The 11,437-nt window shown below is 42.1% G+C and carries 12 protein-coding genes; 7 read left to right on the top strand and 5 right to left on the bottom strand.

Annotated features, from left to right (window positions below):
• Window positions 1–101: 101 nt before the first annotated feature.
• Window positions 102–383: a hypothetical protein gene (locus N5E84_RS19425; RefSeq protein WP_029388429.1), complete on the bottom strand. Its 282-nt coding sequence runs from the start codon at window positions 381–383 to the stop codon at window positions 102–104.
• A 107-nt stretch (window positions 384–490) separates the two neighbouring features.
• On the opposite strand from N5E84_RS19425, the gene tnpA reads away from it, so the two are divergent.
• Genes tnpA through N5E84_RS19440 form a run of 3 tightly spaced genes read left to right on the top strand, consistent with a single transcriptional unit; the run spans window position 491 to window position 2,753 of the window.
• Complete coding sequence (gene tnpA / locus N5E84_RS19430; protein WP_095661309.1) at window positions 491–811, top strand: IS66 family insertion sequence element accessory protein TnpA; 321 nt, start codon at window positions 491–493, stop codon at window positions 809–811.
• Entirely contained in the window at window positions 808–1,161 is a 354-nt protein-coding gene (gene tnpB / locus N5E84_RS19435) for an IS66 family insertion sequence element accessory protein TnpB (RefSeq protein ID WP_019283195.1), read from the top strand. The genes tnpA and tnpB overlap by 4 nt, the downstream gene beginning before the upstream one ends.
• A 59-nt stretch (window positions 1,162–1,220) precedes the next feature.
• On the top strand, window positions 1,221–2,753 hold the full coding sequence (locus N5E84_RS19440) for an IS66-like element ISVa11 family transposase (RefSeq protein ID WP_069211897.1): 1,533 nt from the start codon (window positions 1,221–1,223) through the stop codon (window positions 2,751–2,753).
• A gap of 598 nt (window positions 2,754–3,351) precedes the next feature.
• On the opposite strand, the gene N5E84_RS19445 is transcribed toward N5E84_RS19440, so the two are convergent.
• A complete protein-coding gene (locus tag N5E84_RS19445) occupies window positions 3,352–3,984 on the bottom strand; it encodes a hypothetical protein (RefSeq protein WP_069212064.1) in 633 nt (210 codons plus the stop codon).
• 244 nt (window positions 3,985–4,228) lie between these two features.
• Here N5E84_RS19445 and N5E84_RS19450 point away from each other — a divergent pair, with 244 nt between their 5' ends.
• On the top strand, window positions 4,229–5,197 hold the full coding sequence (locus N5E84_RS19450) for an IS30 family transposase (RefSeq protein WP_116285047.1): 969 nt from the start codon (window positions 4,229–4,231) through the stop codon (window positions 5,195–5,197).
• A gap of 33 nt (window positions 5,198–5,230) precedes the next feature.
• Here N5E84_RS19450 and N5E84_RS19455 read toward each other — a convergent pair whose 3' ends face one another.
• On the bottom strand, window positions 5,231–5,830 hold the full coding sequence (locus N5E84_RS19455; RefSeq protein WP_017044157.1) for a pentapeptide repeat-containing protein: 600 nt from the start codon (window positions 5,828–5,830) through the stop codon (window positions 5,231–5,233).
• An 816-nt stretch (window positions 5,831–6,646) separates the two neighbouring features.
• Here N5E84_RS19455 and N5E84_RS19460 point away from each other — a divergent pair.
• A complete protein-coding gene (locus tag N5E84_RS19460) occupies window positions 6,647–6,832 on the top strand; it encodes a hypothetical protein (protein ID WP_069212180.1) in 186 nt (61 codons plus the stop codon).
• 1,303 nt (window positions 6,833–8,135) lie between these two features.
• The gene (locus N5E84_RS19465; protein ID WP_019282910.1) at window positions 8,136–9,107 is read left to right on the top strand and encodes an IS110 family transposase; all 972 of its coding nucleotides are present in this window, start codon (window positions 8,136–8,138) and stop codon (window positions 9,105–9,107) included.
• A gap of 7 nt (window positions 9,108–9,114) precedes the next feature.
• Here the strand turns inward: N5E84_RS19465 and N5E84_RS19470 are convergent, their stop codons facing one another.
• Together N5E84_RS19470 and N5E84_RS19475 are read right to left on the bottom strand one after the other, a co-directional pair.
• Window positions 9,115–9,612 (bottom strand): GNAT family N-acetyltransferase, encoded by a 498-nt coding sequence (locus N5E84_RS19470; protein WP_069212065.1) that lies wholly within the window; start codon window positions 9,610–9,612, stop codon window positions 9,115–9,117.
• A gap of 155 nt (window positions 9,613–9,767) precedes the next feature.
• Complete coding sequence (locus N5E84_RS19475; RefSeq protein WP_017049506.1) at window positions 9,768–10,163, bottom strand: DUF3465 domain-containing protein; 396 nt, start codon at window positions 10,161–10,163, stop codon at window positions 9,768–9,770.
• A 294-nt stretch (window positions 10,164–10,457) separates the two neighbouring features.
• On the opposite strand from N5E84_RS19475, the gene N5E84_RS19485 reads away from it, so the two are divergent.
• The gene (locus tag N5E84_RS19485) at window positions 10,458–11,294 is read left to right on the top strand and encodes a beta-1,6-N-acetylglucosaminyltransferase (RefSeq protein ID WP_019283469.1); all 837 of its coding nucleotides are present in this window, start codon (window positions 10,458–10,460) and stop codon (window positions 11,292–11,294) included.
• Window positions 11,295–11,437 lie beyond the last annotated feature (143 nt).

Raw genomic sequence — 11,437 nt, forward strand, 5'->3', positions numbered from 1 at the left:
GACAACGCTACTACCAACTTACCGCATAACACCGTAATCACAAAAACCAACGCATAGTAAAAATGCCGCGCATTGGCTGTCCCTCTTGAAGCGTTTGTTAGCTATTTTTTCCCAGTTACTGATTTGAATGATTCAAAAATGAATGTCGCCAATCCACCTGCAACATTTGAATTTGCATAATCCTTCAAAGGCTCACAAAAATTTGATTTGAATTTATCAATAGCCTCTTCTGGAGAAGAAGCATAAATCGTATCACCTTCCACCTCTAACCCCGAGCTCAAGAGTTCTTCCTTTTCAAAAAGATAAGTTTCTGAACTCATATCCAGATAAGTAAATGCATTACGATTTGAATTTGGTTTACAGAAAAATTGATACTTTGACATCTTTAATTTCCTTGCTGCTGAATAAAAGTAAGCGCGTCATAAACCCCGCATTCTAATCACCTAGCCCGAATAATAAGATCAAACCTCCAACCCAAAGGAGATTTGAAATGGCCAAACGACGCACTAACCAAGAATGGCGAACCCTGTTCGAACACTATGAATCCAGCCAACTATCACAACGATTATTCTGTGAACGTAACGGACTGAGCCTCTCCACTTTTTACGCTAAGCGCCAACAGTTAAAGCACATCGAAAAACCGAACACGGTTGGCTTTGTTAAAGCAGAAGTCGTTGAAAAGACCACAAAGTATCAAGCCACTCACGTTGTCGTTGCCAATATGGCGCTGCTCGTCAATGATGTTGAACTGAGCATCCCACAAGGCACGCCAGCGACCTATCTCGCAGAGCTTATCGGTGCGCTGTCATGAAACGTATGCTCAGTGCTCCCGAAATCTATCTCTATCGCGAAAGCGTCGATTTTAGAAAGTCCATCAACGGCCTCGCTGCGATTATCGAAAATGACACCGACTTGCCCTTGGGCAGCGGCGCACTGTTCCTGTTCACCAACAAACAGCGCGACAAAATCAAAGTGCTGTACTGGGATAAAACAGGCTTTGCTCTTTGGTACAAGCGCCTTGAAAAAGCCAAGTACAAGTGGCCATCAAAAGAGCAAAATGAGGTGTTTACCCTAACTCAATTCGAGCTTGACAGACTGCTTTCTGGCTTCACGATTATCGGCCATAAACCCGTTAGAATAAACGATTTTACAATGACTTAAGCGATAATATAGCCATATCCACCAAGCATTAACGGCATGATTTTAGTATAATCAATGCCATGAAAAAGACGCCAAATATCAACTCAGAAAGCCAAGATGTTGCCGAGCTACAAGCGATGGTGAAAGCGCTGTTGGCGTCAGAAACCCAATTGAAACAAGAGCGTCAATCGCTGCTTGAACAGCTCAAACTTGCCTTCGACCGTCAGTTCGCTAAACGCTCGGAGGCGTTAAAGCCTTACGATGAATCTCAAGGTGATCTCTTCAACGAAGCGGAGTGTGAGGCCGCTAAGGAAGAAGAGGTTGAAGTTGTCACAACGACCATCACAAAGAAGAAACGTGGTAAACGCAAACCACTGCCAAAGACCTTGCCTCGTGAAGTTATCGAACTCGATTTAAACGACGATGAAAAGCAGTGCACTTGCTGTCAACATAACCTGCATAAAATCGGTGAAGACCGTAGCGAGAAACTTGAGTTCACGCCAGCGGTACTAAAAGTGTTGGAATATGTTCGTCCTAAATATGCTTGCCGCCAATGCGAGCAAACAGAAGACAAAAACCACGTCGTTCAAAAGCCAGCGCCGCAAAGCATTATCCCGAAGAGCTTCGCCACAGAAAGCTTGTTGGCCAATATCATCCTCGGCAAATATCAATACGCGATGCCACTTTACCGCCAAGAATCCCTGTTTACCCAGTCGGGTATCGAACTCTCACGAACCACCATGGCAAGGTGGATTATCCAAGTCAGTGAGAAGTTCGCTCCACTTTACGCGGCCTTAAAAACGCACCTACTTGAGCAAGTGGTGATTCAGGCGGATGAAACGCCGCTCAATGTCCTCAAAGAAGATAAACAGTGTTATATGTGGCTTTACTGCTCGGGCGCAGACTCGCCTGAAGCCGCCCTCCCTAATGTGAGAAATATCGTCTTGTACGACTATCAAAACAGTCGAGCTAGGGCGTGCCCTGTTGCCTTCTTGGGGGATTACAGTGGTTATCTACAAACCGATGGCTATGGTGTTTATGATGGGCTTCATCTCGTCACCAATGTCGGTTGCTTGGCGCATGCTCGGCGCAAGTTCATGGAGGCGAAAAAGCTGCAAGGCAAAGGCAAGTCAGGCAAAGCGGATAGTGCATTGGCTAAAATCCAGAAACTCTATGGAATAGAATCACGCTTAAAAGGTGCCTGTGCCGAAAAACGGAAAGCAGAGCGCCAAGAGCATGCTAAGCCGATACTGGATGAGCTTTATGAATGGATGACAACTCAGAAAGTGCTTGAGTCTAGCCCGCTGGGTAAAGCGATAAAATACACGCTCGGTCAGTGGCCGAAGCTGAGCCGCTATATCGATGACGGTCACTTATCGATAGACAATAATCGTGCTGAACGCGCAATAAAACCGCTGGTTATAGGCAGAAAGAACTGGCTCTTCTCGACCAATCCCAATGGAGCTGAAGCGAGCGCGATGCTTTACAGTATCGTCGAGACAGCGAAAGCCAACGGCCTTATCCTTTACGACTACATGGTTAAGTGCATGAAAGAGCTAGCGAAATCTGAGCCTGATATCGATGCACTCCTGCCTTGGAACTTCCAACACTAACAATATCGCCCCGTGGGATCATGGGGCGGATACGAATAAAACAATAGCTAACGCCCGGCTAAGGGGTTGACAACGCACCGCCGAACTTAAAAAACACACTTAAACACTGAACTGCAATTTTGCACTAAAGTCGCCACGCGTTGGCAATCCCTCTTGAGCCGTTTGTTAGCTGCTGCACTCTAGCCGGAGATTGACTACCAAACGGCCTAATTTAAAAAACATTATTGCTTTCAAGCGGCAAAGTAAAACGGACAACTGAGAAACTAAAACCTAACCCACGAAATGCACTTGGCAAAGAAGAAATAACAGGAAAACTGACGAGCTTCTAGGATTTAAATTTACAAAGAATTCTTTCGAAGAAGCCAACGACCAAGTGCGCGAAATCCATTTAAGCGCGACAAAACTTCAAAACCAAAGAAGCCACACCAAAGAAATAAACAAACACACCACTTCCCGTAAACAGACTTCGGTTAGTTCAAGCACTTCACGAGCAGTGCCACTGGCGAGATACGCGGAAAAGTGCTGACTTTCAGGTGTAAAGCTAGAGCCTCAGACTAAGAAAAATAAGCGCTTAATTTTATGGTTTTTTTAACCTCAGCTAACGCCCAATTAAGGTGTGAAGCACGCGACCAATAGTTAAAATAAATAAAATAGCCCAACCATTTTTAGGCAGCTTGTATGAATCTTTTTGGTCTTGGAATGCTTTAGCAAGTTCAACATTTGTTGCACCAGTAAGAGCCCCTTCAATTTGAAGTAAAAGTTCTTCCGCTTTAGTTCTATTGGTTTTTAGACTTGATTCATAGTCTTTTGCTAAAGTTCTTAGCTTTGACTCTAACCCATCATTTTGATGACCATATAACAGCTCGGAAGATTGGTTGAAGGATTTCATCAACGCATAGCATTCATCGTACACACCCTTGATATCAGTGTGTATAGATTCAATGCTTGGGACTAGACCATCATGAGAATTTGTTATTAGCTCATATTTTTCTTCTGTGTTCTCTAACAGCGCGCTAATTTCTTCTAGTTTTTTGTTTGCTTCTTCTCTGGCGTTTAGTACCTCAGATTGAATCGATATACCATCATCATCGTCCTCCAAAAGAAGCACTCTCATTTCTTCAATTTGATCACGCTTCTCTTTAATTTCAGCAATTAGGGCTTCAAATTCGTCTTTGATTTGATTACGTAGACGAGTAAATGAACTTTTTTGACCACTACTTAAATTTTCCATTACTACATACTTTCCTAAAATTGCTTATAACGCCCGGCTAAGGGGTTGACAACGCACCGCCGAACTCAAAAAACCACTGTAAACACTGAACTGTAATTTTGCACTAAAGTCGCCACGCGTTGGCAATCCCTCTTGAGCCGTTTGTTAGGCTACTTGGATTCAAGTACGAAGTGCGACACCTCTGAACATAAAAACAGTAAGGTGCGATAATCATGAAGTTTGCTCCCGCCAAGAAGTAAAAAACATGAAATACACACACCTCACTGAGATTGAAAGGTATATGATTTCTGCGCTCAGAAAGCAAGGGATCAGTACCGCAAAAATAGCTAAACAACTGGGGCGTCACAAAGCCACTATCTATCGAGAAATTGAACGTAATTGTCGTTACAACAAGTTCTTCGATAGATACTCTTATCAACCAGAGCGAGCACAGCAAATGGCGCGCAACCGGCTTAGTCGTTCACGGCGAAATAAACGCTATACCGAACTTGACTTCAGACTACCTGAAGCATTGCTACGACTGGATTGGAGCCCTGACCAAATCGTCGGATACCTAAGAATGAGAGGCTATCCAACAATGAGCCACGAGCTCATTTATCAGCGCGTTTGGAACGATAAAACTCTCGGTGGAACGTTATGGAAACACCTACGCCAATCCACCAAGAAAAGGCGTAAAAGGTACAACTCAAAAGACAGTCGAGGACGGCTGGCAAATAAGCGTCATATTACCGAAAGACCTGCAGACGCTGAGCATCGAAAAGAGCCTGGCCACTGGGAAATTGATACCGTCGTGGGTCGCGGAACCAAGCACTGTATCGTCACTTTAGTCGACAGAATGACTGGCTACACTTTTATCGGTCAAATGGACGATAGAACAAGCGAGTCACTCAACGTAAGAATGAGCAAAATCATGACCCGCTCTGACTTACCTTTTAAAACGATAACATCAGATAACGGCACTGAATTTCATGGTTATGCACAACTAGAAAAACATCATAACTGCCTGTTTTACTTTGCAAATCCATACCATTCATGGGAACGAGGCACTAATGAAAACACCAATGGTTTGATACGACAATACTTACCAAAACGAACCTCCATGTCACACGTGACACAGAAGCTGTGTAATGAAATTGCATATAAATTAAATACACGCCCACGCAAAAGGCTTGGGTATAGAACACCAACGGAGTATATTCATGCGCATCTGTAGAAAGTGTCGCACTTCAAACTTGATACTAAGCTATTAATCCACCAATTCAATACCTAAGCTTTCTAATAAGCTCAACGCTTCATATCGTGAAAACTTAGCCTTTTTAACGTTATTTTCTAGTACGTCAATTGAGTATGCTGTTGATTCACTGAAATCAACCCCTTGCAAATTTGTTCTCATAAATAAACTGTGGCTAAAATCACTATAAATCATTATTGAACCTGCAAAGTTACCTTCACGGAAATCAACATCATGCAACTTACATTCATCCAAAACCAATTCATTTAAGGTCAGGCCAAAGAAAGACGAGTCATTTAAAATACAACGCTTAAAACTTAGCTCAAAGTCTGAGTGATAAACTGGCCATGTCGCTTTCGTCCAATCAACGCCAACTAACTTACTGTCTTGAAATTTAAGCTCAAAGAGCTTTGAGTTTGTAAAATCCACCAAGCTCAAATTGCAGCGTTCAAATGTGCAGTTTGTAAACTTACATTTCTGGAATTTAACCGCTGAAAAATCGCAGTCGGAGAATTGGCAATCTTCAAACTCGACGTCGCTATATTTCTCATCAGGTGAGGAAAGCTTCTCAAAAGAAACGTCGAAATATTGCTCATTATTTTTTAAATCTGTCATCGCATCCTCTGAATAGCCTAACGCCCGGCTAAGGGGTTGACAACGCACCGCCGAACTCAAAAAACCACTGTAAACACTAAACTTCAATTTTGCACTAAAGTCGCCACGCGTTGGCAATCCCTCTTGAGCCGTTTGTTATGCAAATTCAATGAGATAAACTGACTTTACTCGATCAAAAGCCACGATTGCAATGGTTGAGTGATTCAAGAACCAACCCAAGTAGGAGCCGAGATAAATAAGCCGCCAAAACAAAGTCCACCGTTCAACAACAAACCAAGCTTTTGAATGAGACAAACCCTACAAGCAAGACTTTCAGCAAGTACAAAATGCTCGATAAACTTGCCCTTTCCACACTTTGCGCACGCTGAATTTACAACGCGCCAGCGCTAAAACTGATTGAAGCAAACAAAGAACCTTGCCTGTTTTACGGTTTAAGTTAACCACGAATTTGAGGGTAAAAAAGCTCATTTGCCGACAACACAAAACGAATGGCCAGAGAAATCCTAAAAGATTGAACCCCTAAATTTACCTGAGTTGCATAACGCCCGGCTAAGGGGTTGACAACGCACTACTGAACTTAAAAAAACACTGTAAACACTGAACTTCAATTTTGCACTAAAGTCGCCAAGCGTTGACAATCCCTCTTGAGCCGTTTGTTAGGCCAACCAATTGACAACGATACTTTCAAAACCAAAGAACGAGCTTTTTGTAAACTTAAAACAAACTAACCCATTCATTTATAAACCAAAACCCTAAATCAACAAAGAAACAAAAAATTCAAATTAAGCGATTTGGAAGAAAAGTGACGAGCGTAGCATGCTCGGCGGACGTTTGGATGCTGAAGGTTATTTTGCCGATGAATTCACAGCGATAAACAACCCAACGCGATTAAGAAACAACAAATATGTGATGATTATTCATTTGCTTAAGTTCAGCCATGAGAACATGGAATTTACCGTTCAATTTCAACTCGATTTAGCTGATAAAACTCACTTTGCCTAACGCCCGGCTAAGGGGTTGACAACGCACCGCCGAACTCAAAAAAACACACCGTAAATACTGAACTTCAATTTTGTACTAAAGCCGCCACGCGTTGACAATCCCTCTTGAGCCGTTTGTTAGGCCAACCAATTGACACCGGCACTTTCACAACCAAAGAACGAGCTTTTTTGTAAACTTGAAACAAACTAACCGATTCATTTATAAACCAAAATGCTGAATCAGCAAAGAAACAAAAAACTAAAATTGAGCGATTTGGAAGAAAAGTGACGAGCGTAGCATTCTCGGCGGACGTTTGGATGCTGAAGGTTATTTTGCCGCTAAACTCACAACGAAAAGCAACTCAACGCGATCAAGAAACAACAAATATGTGATGATTATTTATTGCTTAACTTAAGCCAGAAAACATGGAATTTACCGCTCAATTCCAACTCGATTTAGCTGATAAAAACTCACTTTGCCTAACGCCCGGTTAAGGGGCTGACAACGCAAAACACTGAACTCAAAATAACAACCGTAATCACAAAGGCCGATTTGAACAAAAACCGCCACGCGTTGGCAGTCCCTCTTTAACCGTTTGTTATGCAAATTCAATAAGATAAACTGACTTTACACGACCAAAAGCCACCATTGCAATGGTTGAGTGATTCAAGAACCAACCCAAGCCAGAACTGTGATAAATAAGCCGCCAAAACAAAGTCCACCTTTCAACAACAAACCAAGCTTTTGAATCAGGAAAACTCAACGAGCGAAAACTTCAGCAAAAGCAAAATGATAGATTAACTTGCCGTTTCCACACTTTGCGCTCACTGAATTTACAACGCGCCAACGCCAAAACCGATTGAGGCAAACAAAGAACCTTGTCTGTTTTACGGTTTAAGTTAACCACGAATTTGAGGGTAAAAGTGCTCATTTGCCGACAACACAAAACGAATGGCCGGAGAAATCCAAAAGATTGAACCCCTAAATTTACCTGAGTTGCATAACGCCCAATTAAGGTGTGAAGCACGCTACTACAAAACTCAATTTGAACACCGTAAACACGAAACCTGACCCAAACCAAGATTGCCGAGCGTGCTGAATCACTCTTAAATTGTTTGTATGGATAATAACCAAGCCAAAAGGGTAAAATGAGACCCAGGCTTTAGCGGCAACTAAAGCTTTCTATGTGGTAGTTCGATTGAACGCTGGCTCCTCTGTCGAGAGACCGATAACAAACATGAACACCTCATAGGACTCCAAGCATAAACCTCGAATAGTCGACTGGGTCTCGAACCCGCATTTCGCAAGCAAGAGTTAGCTTATTATGAATACAAAAACACTTCAAAACATTAATATCGGTGTTGATACTGGCAAATCACAGCTCGATATTTACATCCGTCCACTCGATGTCTTTTTTACCGTGCCAAACAACGAAAAAGGTATCAAACAAGCCTTAACCACCATCAAAAAACACAACCCACAGCGTATCGTTATCGAAGCAACTGGGCGCCTAGAAATGCCCTTCGTGTTAGCCTGTACCGAGGCCAAATTGCCTATTGTTCGTGCCAATCCTGTTCATATCAAACGCTTTGCCGGCGCTATTGGTCGTAGAGCCAAAAATGACCGCTTAGATGCACAGCTTATTGCTCATTATGGTGAAGCAATTAAACCTGACTTGACAGTCATAAAGGCTAAAAACATACGTTTAATGAGTGACTTAGTAATTCGCCGCAATCAGCTACTCGCGATGCAAACCATGGAAAAAAATCGTATTCAAATTTTGCCTAAGTACCTACATTCGACAATCACACCCATCCTGACAGCGATAAAAAATCAAGTCTCAAAGATTGAAAATAAGCTTGTCAAACTCATCGAAGATTGCCCCGAATACCAAACTAAAAATACCCTCTTACAAAGCGTACCTGGTATCGGCAATATCGCCGCTGCGTCTATCATCAGCAATGTGCCTGAGTTAGGCTACATTACCAACAAGCAAGCAGCTTCACTCATCGGCGTCGCCCCTATTACACGTGAAAGCGGACGCTACAAAGGGAAACGAGTCATCCAAGGAGGCCGCGCACAGGTGAGAACCGTTTTGTACATGGCCATGATGTCAGCCATGCAATGTAACCCTGTTTTCAAGGACACTTACGCTCGATTACTCGAAGCTGGAAAACCAAAGAAAGTGGCGATTATCGCTTGCGTTCGCAAGATGGTGGTCATCCTAAACTCTATGCTTCGAGATGGCGTCATGTGGGACCAAAACATCGCCCAAAATAAAGGATTGACGCCATAGTCGTTTGTTATGCATGTGCCACAACGCGAGCCATATGGTAAACGTCAACGTAGCTACCATTTCTGAACGCATAAGCTTTCGACTCACCTTCAATTTCAAAACCGAACTTCTTGTACAAATTGATCGCTCGTTCATTGTCCACATAGACCGTCAATTCGATTCGTTTCAAATTCAGCCAGTTATCCGCTAAATCGATAACCGTTTTCAGTAAAGCACTACCAACACCTAAACCTTGAGCATCGTCTTTAACGCCCATACCGAATGTACCTACGTGACGTCGTCTCGGATTGGTACATAGCTCAAAGCCCAAATTACCTACTACTTCACCGTCCACTACTGCCACATACGCATAAACGTGCTCTGGAATATTCTGGAAACGTTTTTCCCACATATCTGAGGATGGAAGCGGAAGTTGTAATGTGCCAGTATAGGCATTTGGGCACTCATAAATTCCTTTTATCGCTTTAGCATCTGATGGCTCTGCTCGCCTGACTTCAACAACCATAGTTCCTCTTTTCCTAAAAAAATGCATAACGCCCGGCTAAGGGGTTGACAACGCACAGCCGAACCCAAAAAACACACTGCAAACACTGAACTTCAATTTTGCACTAAAGCCGCCACGCGTTGACAATCCCTCTTGAGCCGTTTGTTATGTGAATTTTACTCGTACGTCTTACCGTTGTGCTTTAACCAACCTTGCGGGTGTTTATTGTTTGGATCCTTGTGCGTCCAGTGCATGACACCACCTTTTTTGTTCCATTCATATTCACCGTAAAACTGGACTCGATCGCCAACTTTTAGATTTGGAACCCTAGGAGCTAAATCAATATTGTGAGCAACAAGTAAAGTTTGTTTACTGTCCAGTTTCAATATGAATTTTTGATGCCTACTTCCTTCGTTGTCATCAGGTAACAAGCGAATGACTGTGCCTGAGCCCTGAACTTGAATATCACTTTGATGATTTTCATACGCATTTTTTAACTGATGATCATTAGCTTGAGCACCAATCGAAGCTAGACAAAAGACGGCTATAAATATAGCGATTAACTTCTTCATATACTCAATTTCTCCAATTCACATAACGCCCGCTTAAGGGGCAGACAACGCTACTACCAACTTTCCGCATAACACCATAATCACGAAAACCAACGCATGATAAAAATGCCACGCGTTGGCTGTCCCTCTTGAAGCGTTTGTTAGGTTTATATTTCATTGCTATTGATTAATCAAGACTGAACCCCCATATAGTCTATGGATAAGAACACGCCTTACCACTCAGAACATACGTTCCCTAACTGAGATAACTGGAGCGTGAAAATAAATATTCCAGATTTCTCAAGGAATGATCTAATGATTGCTTATCTTATTCTCGTTCACCGCTATCCAGATCAATTTAAACGGCTATTTCATGCAATATACCACCCAAATAATCATTACGTTATCCATGTTGACAAAACTTCTGGAAAAGAAATTTCAGATGAAATAACTTTGTTTCTAAATGATTACCAAAATGCTGAAATTCTTGAATCAGAAAATGCACTATGGGGTGGGTATAGTTTAGTTAATATTGAACTTCGTGGTATGGCTAAGCTATTGAATATGAACAAAAGCTGGACGCATTTTATAAACCTAAGTGGACAAGATTTTCCATTGAAAACTCAGCCATATATTCATGAGTTTTTGTCAAATAATAAAGACAAGGAATTTATTCGAGCACTAGACCAAAATGAAGCTAGGCCTGAAACGATGAATCGCATACAAAATATGTGCTTTGAATATAAAAAGCATATTTACCGACCTAAAATAGCTAGAAAATTCATGTCAGGGATAACACCATTTATTGGCACCCAATGGATGATTGTGTCACGAAAATTCTGTGATTTTGTTTGTAACACGGATGCATCTCAGCCCTATAAAGAATTTTATAAAAATACATTTATTGCTGATGAAGGATTTTTCCAAACAGTTATGATGAATAACGATTGTCATGGTGAAATAATTCAAGATGACTTGCGACTTATCGATTGGGTACCAGATGGAGATATAAAGCTTAGACCGAGGACGTTTACAATGGCCGATATTTCTAACTTAATTTCGAGCCCTAACCTTTTCGCTCGAAAATTTGACCTATTAGAAGATGCTAAAGTCTTGGATAGGATCGAACATCACCTCGCTGCAACAGTCTAATTTTTAATGAGCTACCCTCAACGGGGTGGCTCAAAAAAACCTAACGCCCGGCTAAGGGGTTGACAACGCATAGCCGAACTCAAAAAACTCACTGTAAACACTGAATTTCAATTTTGCACTAAAGCCACCACGCGTTGGCAATC

This window comes from Vibrio sp. J502 (genome assembly GCF_025397955.1).
Taxonomy (GTDB): Bacteria; Pseudomonadota; Gammaproteobacteria; order Enterobacterales; family Vibrionaceae; genus Vibrio; species Vibrio anguillarum.

Coding starts and splice junctions, on each gene's coding strand:
- N5E84_RS19425 (WP_029388429.1), bottom strand. CDS start 383: ATGTCAAAGTATCAATTTTTCTGTAAACCAAATTCAAATCGTAATGCA.
- tnpA (WP_095661309.1), top strand. CDS start 491: ATGGCCAAACGACGCACTAACCAAGAATGGCGAACCCTGTTCGAACAC.
- tnpB (WP_019283195.1), top strand. CDS start 808: ATGAAACGTATGCTCAGTGCTCCCGAAATCTATCTCTATCGCGAAAGC.
- N5E84_RS19440 (WP_069211897.1), top strand. CDS start 1,221: ATGAAAAAGACGCCAAATATCAACTCAGAAAGCCAAGATGTTGCCGAG.
- N5E84_RS19445 (WP_069212064.1), bottom strand. CDS start 3,984: ATGGAAAATTTAAGTAGTGGTCAAAAAAGTTCATTTACTCGTCTACGT.
- N5E84_RS19450 (WP_116285047.1), top strand. CDS start 4,229: ATGAAATACACACACCTCACTGAGATTGAAAGGTATATGATTTCTGCG.
- N5E84_RS19455 (WP_017044157.1), bottom strand. CDS start 5,830: ATGACAGATTTAAAAAATAATGAGCAATATTTCGACGTTTCTTTTGAG.
- N5E84_RS19460 (WP_069212180.1), top strand. CDS start 6,647: ATGCTCGGCGGACGTTTGGATGCTGAAGGTTATTTTGCCGATGAATTC.
- N5E84_RS19465 (WP_019282910.1), top strand. CDS start 8,136: ATGAATACAAAAACACTTCAAAACATTAATATCGGTGTTGATACTGGC.
- N5E84_RS19470 (WP_069212065.1), bottom strand. CDS start 9,612: ATGGTTGTTGAAGTCAGGCGAGCAGAGCCATCAGATGCTAAAGCGATA.
- N5E84_RS19475 (WP_017049506.1), bottom strand. CDS start 10,163: ATGAAGAAGTTAATCGCTATATTTATAGCCGTCTTTTGTCTAGCTTCG.
- N5E84_RS19485 (WP_019283469.1), top strand. CDS start 10,458: ATGATTGCTTATCTTATTCTCGTTCACCGCTATCCAGATCAATTTAAA.